This window comes from Paenibacillus sp. 2KB_20 (assembly GCF_052115765.1).
Taxonomy (GTDB): Bacteria; Bacillota; Bacilli; order Paenibacillales; family Paenibacillaceae; genus Paenibacillus_AQ.
The window spans coordinates 1,042,759-1,057,595 of sequence record NZ_JBFRHH010000001.1 but is presented as its reverse complement, the minus strand read 5'-3'; the positions used below and the strand labels follow the sequence as shown (position 1 = coordinate 1,057,595).

17 protein-coding genes are annotated in these 14,837 nt (G+C 50.4%); all 17 read left to right on the top strand.

All coding sequences use genetic code 11. The annotated features are described in order from the left end of the window. The first annotated feature begins 72 nt into the window (after positions 1 to 72). The 17 genes from AB4124_RS04960 to AB4124_RS04880 all read left to right on the top strand — a co-directional run bounded on the left by AB4124_RS04960 (position 73) and on the right by AB4124_RS04880 (position 14,835). On the top strand, positions 73 to 1,920 hold the full coding sequence (locus AB4124_RS04960; protein ID WP_441971480.1) for a hypothetical protein: 1,848 nt from the start codon (positions 73 to 75) through the stop codon (positions 1,918 to 1,920). 66 nt (positions 1,921 to 1,986) lie between these two features. Then, complete coding sequence (locus AB4124_RS04955) at positions 1,987 to 2,631, top strand: LysM peptidoglycan-binding domain-containing protein (RefSeq protein WP_441971478.1); 645 nt, start codon at positions 1,987 to 1,989, stop codon at positions 2,629 to 2,631. Then, complete coding sequence (locus AB4124_RS04950; protein ID WP_441971476.1) at positions 2,628 to 3,605, top strand: XkdQ/YqbQ family protein; 978 nt, start codon at positions 2,628 to 2,630, stop codon at positions 3,603 to 3,605. The genes AB4124_RS04955 and AB4124_RS04950 overlap by 4 nt, the downstream gene beginning before the upstream one ends. Further along, on the top strand, positions 3,598 to 3,987 hold the full coding sequence (locus AB4124_RS04945; RefSeq protein ID WP_194544499.1) for a hypothetical protein: 390 nt from the start codon (positions 3,598 to 3,600) through the stop codon (positions 3,985 to 3,987). The genes AB4124_RS04950 and AB4124_RS04945 overlap by 8 nt, the downstream gene beginning before the upstream one ends. Then, complete coding sequence (locus AB4124_RS04940) at positions 3,980 to 4,438, top strand: DUF2634 domain-containing protein (protein WP_441971474.1); 459 nt, start codon at positions 3,980 to 3,982, stop codon at positions 4,436 to 4,438. The genes AB4124_RS04945 and AB4124_RS04940 overlap by 8 nt, the downstream gene beginning before the upstream one ends. Then, positions 4,438 to 5,592, top strand: coding sequence for a baseplate J/gp47 family protein (locus tag AB4124_RS04935; protein ID WP_441971472.1), 1,155 nt, complete (start codon positions 4,438 to 4,440; stop codon positions 5,590 to 5,592). The genes AB4124_RS04940 and AB4124_RS04935 overlap by 1 nt, the downstream gene beginning before the upstream one ends. 7 nt (positions 5,593 to 5,599) lie before the next feature. Next, entirely contained in the window at positions 5,600 to 6,151 is a 552-nt protein-coding gene (locus tag AB4124_RS04930; RefSeq protein WP_441971650.1) for a YmfQ family protein, read from the top strand. Position 6,152: 1 nt separating this feature from the next. Next, complete coding sequence (locus tag AB4124_RS04925; RefSeq protein ID WP_441971470.1) at positions 6,153 to 7,538, top strand: hypothetical protein; 1,386 nt, start codon at positions 6,153 to 6,155, stop codon at positions 7,536 to 7,538. Next, positions 7,535 to 7,936 carry a hypothetical protein gene (locus AB4124_RS04920; RefSeq protein WP_441971468.1) on the top strand — a complete coding sequence of 134 codons (402 nt, stop codon included), beginning with the start codon at positions 7,535 to 7,537 and terminating at the stop codon, positions 7,934 to 7,936. The genes AB4124_RS04925 and AB4124_RS04920 overlap by 4 nt, the downstream gene beginning before the upstream one ends. Positions 7,937 to 8,225: 289 nt before the next feature. Further along, positions 8,226 to 8,663 (top strand): phage tail terminator family protein, encoded by a 438-nt coding sequence (locus AB4124_RS04915; RefSeq protein WP_441971467.1) that lies wholly within the window; start codon positions 8,226 to 8,228, stop codon positions 8,661 to 8,663. After that, positions 8,660 to 8,833 (top strand): hypothetical protein, encoded by a 174-nt coding sequence (locus AB4124_RS04910; protein WP_441971465.1) that lies wholly within the window; start codon positions 8,660 to 8,662, stop codon positions 8,831 to 8,833. Before AB4124_RS04915 ends, AB4124_RS04910 begins: the two co-directional genes overlap by 4 nt. Continuing rightward, positions 8,834 to 10,153 (top strand): phage tail sheath family protein, encoded by a 1,320-nt coding sequence (locus tag AB4124_RS04905; RefSeq protein ID WP_441971463.1) that lies wholly within the window; start codon positions 8,834 to 8,836, stop codon positions 10,151 to 10,153. 1 nt (position 10,154) lies between these two features. Beyond that, positions 10,155 to 10,613 carry a phage tail tube protein gene (locus AB4124_RS04900; protein WP_430111902.1) on the top strand — a complete coding sequence of 153 codons (459 nt, stop codon included), beginning with the start codon at positions 10,155 to 10,157 and terminating at the stop codon, positions 10,611 to 10,613. A gap of 29 nt (positions 10,614 to 10,642) precedes the next feature. Then, complete coding sequence (locus AB4124_RS04895; RefSeq protein ID WP_441971461.1) at positions 10,643 to 11,065, top strand: phage tail assembly chaperone; 423 nt, start codon at positions 10,643 to 10,645, stop codon at positions 11,063 to 11,065. Between the two features lie 193 nt (positions 11,066 to 11,258). Further along, positions 11,259 to 13,136 (top strand): hypothetical protein, encoded by a 1,878-nt coding sequence (locus tag AB4124_RS04890; protein WP_441971459.1) that lies wholly within the window; start codon positions 11,259 to 11,261, stop codon positions 13,134 to 13,136. A gap of 1 nt (position 13,137) precedes the next feature. Next, the gene (locus AB4124_RS04885; RefSeq protein ID WP_441971458.1) at positions 13,138 to 13,857 is read left to right on the top strand and encodes a LysM peptidoglycan-binding domain-containing protein; all 720 of its coding nucleotides are present in this window, start codon (positions 13,138 to 13,140) and stop codon (positions 13,855 to 13,857) included. A 12-nt stretch (positions 13,858 to 13,869) separates the two neighbouring features. Continuing rightward, entirely contained in the window at positions 13,870 to 14,835 is a 966-nt protein-coding gene (locus tag AB4124_RS04880) for an XkdQ/YqbQ family protein (protein ID WP_441971457.1), read from the top strand. The last annotated feature ends 2 nt before the right edge of the window (positions 14,836 to 14,837 follow it).

Below are 14,837 nucleotides of genomic sequence, written 5' to 3'. Positions count from 1 at the left end.
GCTCGCTTTCTCCCAGGAGGAGATCGAGGGCATGGCCGGTCAGAGTTTGAAGTGAACAGGAGGTGAAATGAAATGGCTGAAGCCATGAACTACCGCATGAATCTGGTCATCGATCCGAAAAACGTGATCAAGGCCAACCGCGAGCTGCGGGCGATGGAGCGTTATTTTGAGCGGATCCAGGGACGCGTCATGCGAATCGGGCGTACCCGCATGGCGCCTGAAATTGTGCTGAAGGACAGCGCCTCGAAAGGTCTGGACAACCTGTTGGCCAAAATGCAGCGGGTGAGGTCGCAAGTCATCCAGGCCTCGGCAAATGTGAAGCTGAACGTGCAGAAGCAGATTGATACGAATCTGAATGTAAGCGTGCAGAAGCAAATCGAAGCGAGCGTTCAGGTGGATTTGCGGGCGGCAGGACTTGATTTTTCTCCGTTAATACAGGCGCTGGAGACGAATACCGGGGCGTTGAATCAGCTTACGAGTACGCTTGGATCGCTTGATTTTGGAGGTGGCGGTGGTGGAGAAAAATCTGGATGGGATACTGCTCTGAATTTTTTTGTCAAAGCAGCCATGTGGGGGGGAGCTGTGCGAGGCGGAGCTCAGTTGAAAGGTAAATACAAAGACATGCGGGGAGCTTTTGGGAGTAAAACTGCTGAAAATAAGCCCGCTGGAACTAAAGGCACTGGAAAACCCACTGGAACTAAAGCCACTGAAAATAAACCCGCCGAGAAAAAAACTGTTATAGCTAATAAAGATAAAAAGGATGGCCAAAATAAGGGACTTCCACCCCGACAAAACACAGCTTCTCCCGAAGCTAAACAGGTAAGTAAGCCTCTATCGAGGTGGGGAAGGATTCGTAATATAGCCGAAAAATCAGGTGACTTTGTAGAAACTGCTGGCATGTTAGGACAAGGGGCAGTGAATGGGCTTAAATTGGTCTGGGATGGAGCCAAAAATATGTTTGGAGGTGGCGGAGGCAGCGGCATCGTTTCCGGAGGCATGACGAGTGCTGCCAAGACCGCTGCAGGGTCAGATGCAATAAAACAGGCAGCTGACGGTAGCCCTGGAGCAAGTACAGTAAAAAATGCAGGCAAAAAGGGCCTAGGTTCCGGCTTGATGAAGGGTCTTGGTAAACGTGCACTCGGCCCGTTAAGTTTTATAGCCGATGCGACCGCAATCGCCTCTGCCGAACCCGGAAAAGAACGTAATCAAGCCATAGGCTCTGCCGTTGGTGGAGGTATAGGAAGTACGATCGGGGGGATCATCGGATCCGTGATCCCGGTTGCTGGTACGATGATCGGTTCAACGCTCGGCGGCACCGTAGGAAGCTTTATTGGTGAGAAGGTGGGCGGCGCCTTTACCGGCATTGGTGACAAGTTGAAAGAAGGTAAGGAGAAGGTATCCAAGTGGTTCTCCAACGCGTTTTCCTTCGGAAAAAAAGATAAGGAAGCTGCTCAACCGAAGGATGTTCCGAAGACACCACCTTCTAATTCAACGGCAGTCGCTGTTCAAGGACCAATAATTCCAAATGCTGCTCCCACTTATGTCAGTACACCGCTTTTACCTGATCGATCATCGATTTCGACATACGGCTCATACGTGCCGCCTAGCCATTCTTCAAGCAGTGGAACTTTTGGCCCCCCTGCAAGTGCTGCACAAAACCAAGCTTTTACAGGGAAGACGATGTCGCCTCAGATCGTTCAGATCAGTCCGGAGCAGATGAGTTCGATATCCGGCTTGCTGACGGACTTCAAAACGGAGACATCCGTGAACTACAATCTACCTCCAGGAGCGGTGCAGGTTACGGTGCATGAGGAGCATCCGATCGATGTGGAAGGATTAATCCTTCAGATCGGGCAGCGGCTGAGAGCCGAATTCAGCAAAGCGGCGCAGAACCGGAAGCCGACTCCGATGGCCTATTGAAGCTGATGGTTAACAGCAGGCATGAAGTCGGTCCGAAGGCATCCATACAGAAAGGAGGGGGCCAAGGTGGAGTTTCTTTTGAAGAACGGAAAAGGCATGACGTTCCTATTTCCGGTCAATCCCGAAGAGGTGACCATTTCACGCCAAAAAGGCCTGGAAACGGCTACGATTCTCAACTATGGGGAGTTTGATTTTCCGCAAGGCAATCGGATTAAAGAGATATCATTCTCTTCATTTTTTCCACAAGAGTATGATGCAGCTTATTGCAAAGGTGAGAAGAAGAATCATATTAAACCGCAAACCGCGATGAATAAACTTAACGAGTTTCTGGCATATAAAACGCCGTTGCAATTCGTCATTACCAAGACGGCGGTGAACGTGCCGGTGTACATCGCCTCCCATCAGTCCACGTTCCGTGGCGGGGAGGTCGGGGATGTGTATTTTGACATCACGCTCCGGACATGGAGCGAAATGAAGGTAGCCAAAACGGCTGGCAGCAGCGGGGCATCTGGAACGAATAAAAAGCCCCGGGCGGACATGAAGGAACAGAACAAGACGTACACCGTGAAGGCAGGGGATTCGCTTTCCAAAATCGCCAAGCTGGAGCTCGGGGACAGCTCGAAATGGAACCAGATCTACAAGCTGAATCAGAAGATGATCGGTAAAGATCCGAACGCCATCAAGCCTGGCCAGAAGCTGGTGCTGTCATGAGTTATAAGGTGATTTTGCAGGATCAATACGATTTATCCCCCCTGGTGGAAGCTATCAGTCTACGGGATTCGCTTGAACAAGTCGCTTATCAGGGAACCGTCAATCTGGTCGTAACGCCGGATATACCGCCAATCTCGCCTGGAATGGCGATCCGGATCAGCGGAATTCCTTACGGCAAGAAGGATTATGTCCCCCTGCTGCACCCGGCTGTCGTGTGGGAAGTAGAAACCTCGAATAACGGGGTGAAGCGGATGACCCTCACGCTGTACGATCGGACGGTATATCTGGACAAATCGGAGGATGAATATCTGTTTCCGGCGAAGCAGACCGCTACCCAGCGGTTCAAAAAGTACGCAGCGGACTGGAACCTGAAAATTGCGGTTTTGCCGGATACCGAGAAGCAACTGGGGCGTTCCGTTTACCGGACGCAGTCGATTTATGCGAGCATGTTCGCTGATCTGCGGGAGACGGCCAAAGCCGGCGGCAAGCTGTATCATCCGCGAATGATCTCTTCAGGGCTTGAGCTGTATGAGTTAGGAACGAATAAAGAGGTGTACATTCTGGAGGCCATCACGGATACTACGCAATCGCGGACGCTGGAGGGCGCGGCGACCAAGGTCAAGGTGCTGGCGACAGCCGCAAGCGAGACCGGGAAAGAGGTTCCTTCCAAGGTCATGGCCATTGAGGAGAAGGATATCGCAAAATATGGCCAACTCCAGGCTATTATTCAGGATGATGAAGTGAAGTCGCCTGCGGCTGCCCGCCAGCTGGCCCGAAGCAAACTGAGAGGGATCCGGGAGACGATCTCCCTGAATGCACCCGATATCAATACGATTCGCGCCGGAGATGCTGTCATGCTGGGCTCGATGAAATTGCTCGTGATTTCTGTCAGCCGGGAGCTGGGGAATCCCGGGAGCATGATGCTGGAGCTGGGGAGTTATGACGATGTAAAAAGGAGGTTTTACCTTGAATAAAGACCCCTATGGACAATTGGCGTCCTCCTTATACGCCTCAATGAATAAGCAAACCCGTCAAGCCATGGGCGGCGTAGGGGCCGTGCTCGGCACGATTACCTCGACCGGACTCAAGCTGGATGATTTCAAGCATGAGCTGCAGGACTATATGGTAGCGGAGCTGCCGGGAATGCTGTCCTTGCCCCGTTATACGGCAAAGGGCACCGTGACTTTGGGGGGGCAGCAGCAGGACATGACGTTTGATGCCGAAGAGAACGAGGTTGAAGATACCCTTTTTGAATTGGGAAAAGGCCTGAAACCGGGAGACCGCGTGCTCGCCGTTCGGGTCAACAGCGGTAACGACGTGGTGGTCGTATGCAAGGTGGTGAGCAGTGGTGGCTAATTTATTCCCGGAAGGCGATGACATGATCTGGACGGATGCGACCGATCCGGAGGTACTGGAAGGAGACGGGGCTGTTTTTGGACGGAGCTGGCGGTATGATTTTGAAGCTGGCGAGTTCGTGATGTCCCCGACCCGGAAGATTCCGGTTGCGGACGAGAAGGAGGGCTGGGTCATCTGGTGCGAAAAAGCGATTCGCACGCCGCGTTACCGTCATTTGATCTATACGCGCGATTATGGCAGCGAGTTGGAGGAACTGGTCGGCAAAGGCTATGACCGATCTCTGCAAGAGAGCGAAATTCAGCGCATGGTGACCGAGACGCTGCTGGCAGACGCGCGGACGGAGAGCGTGGATCAGTTCCTTTTTGAATGGGCAGGAGAAGCTTGCCGTTTCAGCTGCCGCATTACGAGCGTTCGGGATGAGACGGAAATTATAGAAAGCGTGGTGATCTGATGGCAGATTTGCCGTTATATTTGTTGGATCAGACGGAAGAGAACATTATGAACCGCATGTTGAACAAAGTGCCTTCGGACATCGACAAGTCGGAAGGCTCTTTTATTTGGGATGCGCAGGCGCCGGTGGCATTTATGCTGTCTGAGGCAGCCTTGTGGGCACAGGAGCTGCTGCGTCGAGGCTTTGCAAGCACGGTGGCAAGCGATCGTCCAGATATTCGGTCCGCTGAACTCGATCTGAGGACGGCAGAGCATGGGATTACTAGGCGGGAAGCGGTCGCTTCGTCCGGCAGCGTTCTGTTTACGGGGAAGCCAGGGACAACCGTGCCTGCCGGAACCTATGTCGCTACGCCAGCCGATGAGGGCTCCGGCGAATCCTCCGTGGAGTATGTGACCACATCAGGCGTTACGCTGAGTGACTTGGGTACAGGTGCGGCGCCGATCCGAGCTGTCACGCCGGGCAGTAATGGCAATGTTCCCGCAGGCGTCATCCAGCTCATGATGACGTCAGTCAGCGGTGTGACATCGGTTACGAACCCGGAACCCACGCGGAGCGGGACGGATACCGAAAGTGATCAGTCGCTCCTGGAGCGTTTTTACGCAAAGGTCAGAAGTCAGGGAACCAGCGGCAATAAGGCGCAGTACAGGCAGTGGGCCAGTGAAATTGCCGGAGTTGGCGGCGTGGAAGTGGCACCGTTATGGAAAGGGCCCGGTACCGTCGGGCTGTATCTCATAGATACGGACAAGCGTGCGGCAAGCCAGGATATCGTGGATGCCGTTCAGCAGTACATTGACCCGTCCCAGGATGGACAGGGCGAAGGCGTTGCCCCAGCGGGTCCGGTTATCACCGTGATGCCTGCGGCGGAAGTGGCGATTGATATCTCCGTAAAAGTGCAGCGCACGCTGGAGCAGCCTTCGACGATGGAAGAAATCCGGAAGCTGATCGAGGACGGCGTTCGCACGTATTTACAGCAGATCGCTTTTAATAGGAAAGATCCGTTGGTAAGATACACTCGTATTGCCGCCGTACTGTTGGACATTCCGATTATCGTCGACTACTCGGATTTGACGATTAACGGCCACACCGAGCAGCAAAATATCGAAATTGGCTCCGGTCAGGTAGCGGTGCTCGGGACGGTGAGCGTAAGTGAATAATGCCCGAATGAACAGCTTGCGGGGTCGCGAGCTGTTTTCTTATCTTCCGGCTTATTACGAGACCTCTCGCGTCATGCAAGCCGATATGGATGCCAAGGGCAGCGAACTGGACGCGCTTTACCAAGCGCTGAACTCAGCCGCAGATCAGTTCTTTGTCCGTACAGCGACCTGGGGCCTGGAGCGCTGGGAAATGGAACTTGGCATTCCAACCGACCGGAACAAGCCGATTGAGCAGCGGCGGGCGGTGCTGGAGTCCAAGCTGCGTGGAGCGGGAACCTTCTCCGGTGCGCTCGTGAAAAATGTGGCGGAAGCTTACGATGGCGGCACGGTTGAGGTATCTTTTCAGCCCGAGGAATGGGGCTTCACGGTTAAATTCGTGGATACGCTCGGCATCCCGCCGAATCTGGAGGATCTGAAGGCTGCGATCGAGGAGATCAAGCCGGCGCATCTGGCGGTGGCGTATGCGTTCAACTACTTGCTGATACGCGATATTCATGACGTGATGACCCTGTTGGACATGGGCCAAACGCCATTAAACAAATTTGCAGGAGGTGTTTGAGTTGTCCAGTAACACACCGAATTTAGGATTGTTGAAGAAAGACCCGATGGTGGATGGCAATGAGACCTTTAACATCGAGACGATGCTGAATGAGAACTGGGATAAGGTTGATGAGGCTGTGGGGAGAACAGGAGGATACGGGGTAACGACTCAGTCTAAAGCGAACGAATATGAGGTTAATCTAAAGCCTGCCCCGGCGAGCCTTACAGCTGGGATTCGAGTTACAGTAAAGATCAACGTTGCAAGCACCGGAGCCCCAATGCTCAACGTTAATGGTTTGGGGGCCAAACCAGTGCTTAAAACAAGCGGCAGTTCTGCCAGTTTTAAGCAGGATGGCGTCTACACATTGGTATATGATGGTCAGGCTTTTATTTTACAGGGTGAAGGGGGTGAGGTAGGAACAGCAGCACCGGGGGATGTGTTAGAGGGTAAAACGTTTCCGGGGGAAGACGGTTTAATGACGGGCACTATGCCCAAGAGAGGAAATCAGTTTAAACCCGGATTATGGTCGAATCCAGACGGGGACGCCTACGTTGACACATACGTTGATATAGACAGTGGTTATTACCCGCCTGGTTCACAGGTAACTATCCAAGCGTATGACCCTGATCTTACATCGGGTAATATTCGATCAGGTGTCAATATTTTCGGTGTGGCGGGAAAATCTACGGTAGTTGATACAGCAGACGCAGTGCTCGATCCGAACATGCTTGTCGCGGGATACTCAGGGTACGACGATGGTGTTAAAAAACCGGGTCAGATGCCGAACCGAAGCGCTGAAAACAATCATATGCCAGGACTTGAATCAACTGTTTGGGCTGGGGATCGGGTCTTTATCCGCCCTCCACACGGATTTTATAATGGAGAAACGTGGGTAACTGCCCCGGCACCAACCCTAAAGCCTGAAAACATACCTAAAGATACAGCTATCCTTGGCATTCAAGGCACTTTGGAACGTATGACCACAGTCGAAAAGCAAGTCATAGCCAATGAGATTACCGCTAAAGGTGTATTGGCTACGGCGAATGATTCGAATGCCGTCCTTGCCCAAAAAATCTGGATGATTAAGGTTTCCAAGTATGCGGGGGGCAGTCTTTATGCTTCGGAGGGGCAAGTGTACGTCAGTGGGTTGGCCTTTCGACCCAAAATGGTCAAACTGTACGGTCAATATTCTAACGACGAGGGCAGATTTACTGCTTGTTTTCTCTTCGACGAACCAATCCGTCGCGTCTATGGTTTTATTACCCCGGATACAACTAATGACGGATGGGGGATGTCAGGGTTTGGGAGTGCCCTTACAGATAATCTCATCAGAAATAACGGATTTGAGGTTAAAAATTACAATTGGCGAAATAATCAGATTTACTGGGAGGCTTGGGCACATTGAATAACGCAATAGGTAGACGCCTATATTATCTGAAAGCGACAGGTGAAGTGATTCAAGATACAGGAGAGCGAACCGGGTGGGTAGTGGAAACCACGTTGGAGCAGGATTTTGAGACGTACCGCTCCTTGCATGAACGAGTACCGGAGACAGTGGGGATGATACAGTTAGAGTATGGGGCGTATGCTGAAGATTATGCACAAGGTGGAGTAATAACACGGATTGACTTGGGAACACTTAAGCCTTTGTTTAATTATCCTGATCCGACCGATCCAGAGACGCCTCAAGAGCCACAACCGCCGCTTACGGAGCAGTTGACCTCCCTGAAAACAGAAAACGAAACATTGAAAAATAGGGTTTCGGACGTCGAAATGACGCTTACCGAGATCCTATTTTCATGAGGGAGAGGGAAGGTGATTGCTGATGCTTAAAGATTTTCAGGTGCGAGTCGTAGCTAATGCCTGCATTACTCGGGTAAATGAGGGCGAGGGCACTATTGATCAAGTCGTCTCAACTTACCTGATGCAGCCAGATGATCACGAAAAGGTTCTGGGTTATGCATATGTTATCTGTCCGGATCTTGTACCGACAAAATAATATTAACTCATGCCTTAGAGTGGTCCCGCTTTTTTTCTGTATCAAATTGAATAAAGGACAGGCAGACATTCATTTAAGAGAGGAACAATAGATATGATTGTTCAGCAAATGCAAACTTCTCTGAAAAGCGTCTTACAAATGAAATTTATAGACATCTCCCTCATCTCTAAAGAGGATGCGGCATCATTACCACCAGCCCCATACTTCCTAACTGAACTAACCCTAGCCGAGTTCGAGCCGATATCGACAAGTCGATATGCGGCTCGTTTTCGTTTCCACATCTCTTACGGACCAATGGAAGGGAAGCCAGTGGCAACGATCATGGACGAAATGCTAGAAGCGTTGACTTCACTAGATGTTGGCGGTCGACCATGTCGTGCTTCCTCAGTGGCGTGGGAGCGGCCAACTGGGAAGGATGGGGCAACGGGAGAAGGATATTTTCGCGCAGAGTATGTCATTCAGATGACAACGGATCAGGAAGAGACCGACATGAAGATGCAAACATTGAAACAGGGAGGCGGATTGAAATGAGTAAAAAAGAAACAGCACCAGCGTTCAACAAGCAACAGTTGGCACAATCCAATCAATTCAGTAATCGCGAGAAGGATGTGCTGAACGCCATTCTCGAAGAGGGCAAGACGTACACCGTACAGCAAGCGAAGGACCAATTAACCACATTTTTGAAAAAGGAGGTCATCTAAATGGCCGGAGGAACATGGACAACACCTAACAAAGTAAGACCAGGCGTATACACCCAAATCTCATCGCAGGAGCAGCCGATTGGGCGCGTAGGTGAAAGGGGGATTGCGGCGTTGGGCTTGACCCTTCCATGGGGAGAGCCCCATAAAATCCTGACGATCAAACCAGGTACCAATCTGGTTGAGGTGCTGGGTTATGATATCACATCACCACAGTTGCTCTCGGTAAAAGAAGTACTTAAGCGTGCTGGCACGCTTCTGTTGTACCGCTTAAATAGCGGCACTCAAGCTGCAGGTTCTGTTGCCGGACTGAAAGCAACTGCTCTTTACGGCGGCGAACGTGGGAATGACATCCAGATCGTTGTTGAGAACGCCGTGGATGATCCTGGCAAGTTTGTGGTCAGTACTCTGCTCAGCGGCAAAGTCGTAGAAAAACAGCTTGTAGCCAGTGCGGCCGAGCTGGAACCTAACTTGTACGTGTCTTTCGCACCGGATACTGGTGATCTAACTGCAACGGCTGGGTTTGCTCTCACAGGAGGCGCGAACGGCACCGTAACGAACCAAGAGCATGTGGATTTCCTTGCCGCGCTTGAGGTCCAAGACTTCCAGACTGTAGGTCTGTTGTCGGGTGACCCAACGCTCAAGTCTCTGTATACCGCATTCGTTAAGCGTCTTCGTGAGCAGGAAGGCAAGAAGGTTCAAACTGTGCTGTCTGATTATTCGGCTGCAGATTATGAAGGTATTATCAGCGTAAAAAACGGCGTTGTTCTCACCGACGGCACTGTCGTGGACAAGGTGAAGGCAGTTGCCTGGGTCACTGGCGCCACGGCAGCGGCAGCAGTCAATGAATCTTTGACGTACGCGGCTTACGATGAAGCGGTGGATACCGATGTTCGCTTGAGCCATACGGAGATTGAAACGGCGCTCACGAAGGGCGAGTTTCTGTTCAACTACAGCGGCGGCAAGGCCGTGGTGGAGCAGGATATTAATAGCTTTACCTCGATTGAGCCGGCCAAAGCGCGGCATTTTTCTAAAAATCGGGTGGTCCGCGTGCTGGATGGCATTGCGAATGACTTAAAGCTCATTTTTGAGAAGTCTTATATCGGTAAGGTAGACAACAATGTAGATGGCCGGACGCTGTTCTGGGCGGAATGTGCGGCGTATTTTGCATCTCTGCAGAATATCGGGGCCATCCAGAATTTCGATGCGAACGAGGATATTGTGGTGACGCCGGGCACAGAAGGCGATGTGCTGTTTGTGGACATTAAGGTACAGCCAGTGGATGCGATTGAAAAAGTATACATGAAAGTGAAGGTGGTCTAAGATGGCATTTTTGCGGGCAAACGACACGATTTCCGGGCAAGAGGGCAAGGCATTCGTCAAAATTGGCGACCGTATGGAGGAAATGTTCTACATTAAAACACTGGAAGCTACGGTGGAGAAGGAAAAAGCCGAGCTGAAAACGATGGGCCAGCGCGCCGTACAGCATAAAGCCATTGGCTGGAAGGGCAGCGGCACGATGACCATTTATTATGTGACCTCACTGTTCCGCGAGCTGATGATGGAATATATCCAGACAGGCAAAGACGTTTACTTCATGATCGAAGTGCGTAACGAGGATCCGGGCTCGTCGACGGGGCGTCAGACGGTGATTCTGGAAGGGGTCAACCTCGACAGCGTGATTATGGCTTCTCTCGACACCGAAGCGGAGGCGCTGGAGGAAGAAGTAGCTTTCACGTTTGAGAATGTGCGGATTGAGACGCCGTTTAATCCATTGGCCTAATACTTAACATTGAATGAGGAGGAAGGAATATGAGTGATTTTAGTATGTTTTTTGCTGGGCAGTCGTCTGCGGAGATCACAGAGGAATTCGTGGTCTCTGTTCGTTTTAAGAATGCTGAAGGGAGTCCTGTGCCTTGGAAGCTGCGCAGCATCACGGAGGAAGAGAATCAGGAGTGCCGCAAAGCGGCTACCCGTAAGGTCAAAGGCAAGAACGGTGTATTTACGCCAGAAATTGACCCCAATGACTATATGACGAAATTGATGGCATCCAGCGTTATTTACCCGGATTTGAAAAACAGCGAGCTGCAAAAATCATACGGCGTGCTCGGTGCAGAATCCCTGCTCCGCAAAATGCTGCTGCCCGGCGAATTTGCCGCGCTTGGCGAGCGGGTACAAGCCCTAAACGGTTTTGACCGGGATATGAACGAACTGGTGGATGACGTAAAAAACTAATTAAAGAGGGCGACGGTGATGCGAACTATGCGTACTACGCCCTCCATGAACTGCACATCCTTCCTCACCAGCTCATGGCGATGACGGTCCGGGAACGGGCCGCCATCTATGCCATGATCTCGATGCGGGTGGAGAAGGAGAAGCGTGAGCGAGTCCGGAAGCGGAGATAGGTTGTAGAAAAGGGGGTGAGGGAATGGCGAGTGTAAAGGATGCACTCATGCGCTTAAATAATTTGGCTAATGAAATGATCGTCAATCAGCTGTTACAGCTTGAAAACAGCTTTCAACAAACTGTTGATCAAATTGCTGAGGCAGCAGCAGAACAAGAGCAGCTTAATGAACGGATTGAGCAAGGGGAAAAGAAAGCCAGTAAGCTTGGGAATGCTTTTAAATTGTTAAAATCCGCATATAAAGCGGCCGATTTTGTTGCGAAAATGACGATTATTCCAGCAGCAAAAGAACAAGTAACGGAAGACTTCTTTAAAGTTAAGACTGGTGATGCTGAGGTAGGTTCAGCTATATTCGAAAACATTAAACAGAATGCATTAAAAACCGGGTTGGATGTTAATGATTCGTTAAATAATGCTTTAACATTCATGTCAATGACTAAAAACTCAGATCAAATTGCGCAATTAAATGGCTTCGCTGATCGAATGAGCACACTATCAACAGACGGCAAGAGTTCAAAAGATGCAACAGGGGCGATTATGAGTGCGATGCGTGGCGATACCAGCTCTCTAGCTAAAGATTTTAATATTCCTGATTCCCAGATTAAAAGCTTTAATGCAGAAATCATATCATCTAAAGGCAATTTTACTGCATTTCTTTCATCCATGGACAAACTTCTGCAAAAATCAGGCATGACACAGGAAGCTATGGATGCCATGCTGGATTCGCCTGTTAATAAGTGGCAGCAACTAATGGGATCCGTCAACAATTCTTTTGTTCAGATGGGGGGTGGCGCATTAGCTGCAATCATGCCAATTCTGGATATGTTGAATGCAGCTTTTGAAAACGGGACTTTCCAGCCTTTTATTGATGCTATATCCATAGGATTAACCGTAATTGCTGAGGGGTTTTTGTGGGTAGCGCAAATGATCCCTCCAGCCTGGGAATTCATTAAAGCTACGATTGCTGGTGTCGGTAACACTATATGGAATCTGGTTACTATATTTATGGGGTTGCTTCCTGTTATCGTTTTAGTGGGTGTTTTTTTTGCAATGTTAAATGCAGGGATGATTATGGGAAGAATATCAGCTTACGCGTTTACTGCGGCACAAACTGTGATGGCTACGGTTACGAATATAGCGGCAGGTGCAATGAGATTATTTAATATGGTGGTTAAGGCTAATCCTCTTATGCTGTTCATTTCTTTAGTTATCGCTGCGATGGCCGCATTCGGGGCTTGGCAAGTGGTGACTATGGGCCTTAAGCAGATATTTAGCAACGTATTTGGTTTCATTGTCGATCTGGCGCAAAACACGGTTAACACGGTCATTTCAGTTATTAACGGGATCATTAAAGGTGTTAACGCGGTAGCGGGCTTTTTTGGCAAGGTTCTTGGCGTTGATACCAAGCAAATTGCGGAGATTGAATATAAGGCGGATTTTACGAAATTCAAGGATAAAGGGCAAGACTATATTGAAGATTTCTCTATAGATAAGTTCAAAAATCAATTCATGCCAGCTAAGGACACGGGCAAGAGCAACGAGGAATTATTGGAACAGTACAATATGGGGAAAACCGGATACGATGTTCCCGTTCCAAAAACAGCCCCAACTCCGTCCATGCCCGCCATGGCAACGGCCCCAATCCCGGTAGCCCCTGCGGGTGGAAGCATTGATTCCATTGGTAAAGTGGATAACTCGGTGGACGTGGCGAGCGAGGATCTGAAAATCATGCGTGATCTGGCAGAAGTGAATGCGATCAGCAATATGATTACCCTGACGCCTACCGTGCAGATGACAACAGGAGATATTAACTCCGGGGCCGATCTGGATACGATCATGTCGAGAATTAACCGGACGCTGGAAGAGCAGTTTGTGTCCAGTGCCGAGGGGGTGTATCTGTAGCATGAGCGATTATGGATTTTTTCTGAGCTTCAATAACCAGGAGGAGGTTTTCCGATTTCCGGTGAACCCTGAGCGGATTGACGTGAAGGATAGCGGAGAAGGCAAATCCTATACGGTAGCGGGGCTTGGCGAAGTGAATGCGATTCTGCATCCGAAGCTGACGGAAATCTCGTTTGAAAGCTTTTTTCCAGGGAGGGTGTATCCTTTTGTCCATCTGGGGTCTGACCAGGAGCTGAAGCTGCCGATCGATTACGTAAATACCATTAAGGGCTGGATGGAGAGCCGGAGACCTGTGCGTTTTGTCATGACGGGGCTCGTTCCCGATCCGCTGAGCGGTACGGACGGTAAGAATGTGGTGCGGGCCATGAAGTCTTTTGGCATCAACATGGCGGCCTCCATCGAAAGTTTCAACTGGAATACGATGTCCGGATCGCCGGAAGATATCGAGTTCTCGATTTCGCTCAAACGCTATGTGTTTTATGGGGCTCGGAAGGTGGTACCGATAAAAGACAAAAAAGCGGCAGCCGTGAAGAAGAAAGACCGGCCGGATGACCGCAAAAAACCAACCTCCTATACGGTTGCCAAAGGTGACACCCTGTGGAGCATTGCCCAAAAGCTGCTCGGCAGCGGTTCCCGTCATGCGGACATCCAAAAACTGAACGGAATCAAGGACCATGAAGTCCGGAAGCTGGCTATAGGCCGGGTTCTCAAGATTCCCTAAAGAGGTGGCGCCATGATTGAACTGATGATTGACCGCAAGAACGGAAGCGTGTGGGATTTGGGGCAGATCGTAACCGACATCACTTGGAAAACAAGCCGTCAGGCGAAGCCAGCGAGTCTGGATATTAACTATGTGAACGATGGTCTTGCACAGAGCAAGGAATTCGAAGTGGAAAACGGCGACATTGTGCGCTTTCGGAAGGATAATAAGGATCTGTTTTATGGCTATGTTTTTTCCAAGGAGTGGGGTATGGATGCTGAGGTCAAGGTGATGGCGTATGACCAGCTGCGTTACCTGTCCAGCAACGACACCTACCGGTTCACGAATGCCAAGGTGGAGGATATCATTCGGAAGATTGCCAAGGATTTCAATCTGAAGACAGGCACGCTTGCCGATACCGGCCATACGATCCCTGCTATGCTGGAAGCGGACAAAAAACTGATCGATATGATCTGCAAGGCTCTGGAGGCCACGTTGATCGCGACCAAGCAGTACTATATGTTTTACGATCAGTACGGTGAACTGACGTTGACCAACATTAACGACATGCTGCTTATGCTCGCGGTGGGAGAAGACAGCCTCATGACGGATTTTTCATATAAAAAAAGCATCGACAACGAGACGTACAACCGCATCAAAGTCGTGCGGGACAACAAGGAAACGGGGAAGAGGGACGTGTATGTTTACCAGCATGGGCAGAACATCGCCCAGTGGGGGCTGCTCCAGCTGTATGAGGTTGCTGACGAGAACATGAACCCCGCTCAATTGAAGCAGTTAGCACAGAACTTGCTGGAGCTGAAGAACAGGGAGCAGCAGACGTTGTCGATCGAGGCTATTGGAGATTTGCGGGTTCGTGCCGGAAACACGATCTATGTGAATCTTCCAGAAGAAGGCTTGAAGCCTTATCTCATCGATGAGTGTACGCATAAATTTTCGGACGGTACGCACACGATGTCGCTGAATATGAAGGTGGTGTAAGT

Coding starts and splice junctions, on each gene's coding strand:
- AB4124_RS04935 (WP_441971472.1), top strand. CDS start 4,438: ATGGCAGATTTGCCGTTATATTTGTTGGATCAGACGGAAGAGAACATT.
- AB4124_RS04930 (WP_441971650.1), top strand. CDS start 5,600: ATGAACAGCTTGCGGGGTCGCGAGCTGTTTTCTTATCTTCCGGCTTAT.
- AB4124_RS04900 (WP_430111902.1), top strand. CDS start 10,155: ATGGCATTTTTGCGGGCAAACGACACGATTTCCGGGCAAGAGGGCAAG.
- AB4124_RS04895 (WP_441971461.1), top strand. CDS start 10,643: ATGAGTGATTTTAGTATGTTTTTTGCTGGGCAGTCGTCTGCGGAGATC.
- AB4124_RS04960 (WP_441971480.1), top strand. CDS start 73: ATGGCTGAAGCCATGAACTACCGCATGAATCTGGTCATCGATCCGAAA.
- AB4124_RS04880 (WP_441971457.1), top strand. CDS start 13,870: ATGATTGAACTGATGATTGACCGCAAGAACGGAAGCGTGTGGGATTTG.
- AB4124_RS04950 (WP_441971476.1), top strand. CDS start 2,628: ATGAGTTATAAGGTGATTTTGCAGGATCAATACGATTTATCCCCCCTG.
- AB4124_RS04885 (WP_441971458.1), top strand. CDS start 13,138: ATGAGCGATTATGGATTTTTTCTGAGCTTCAATAACCAGGAGGAGGTT.
- AB4124_RS04890 (WP_441971459.1), top strand. CDS start 11,259: ATGGCGAGTGTAAAGGATGCACTCATGCGCTTAAATAATTTGGCTAAT.
- AB4124_RS04915 (WP_441971467.1), top strand. CDS start 8,226: ATGATTGTTCAGCAAATGCAAACTTCTCTGAAAAGCGTCTTACAAATG.
- AB4124_RS04905 (WP_441971463.1), top strand. CDS start 8,834: ATGGCCGGAGGAACATGGACAACACCTAACAAAGTAAGACCAGGCGTA.
- AB4124_RS04910 (WP_441971465.1), top strand. CDS start 8,660: ATGAGTAAAAAAGAAACAGCACCAGCGTTCAACAAGCAACAGTTGGCA.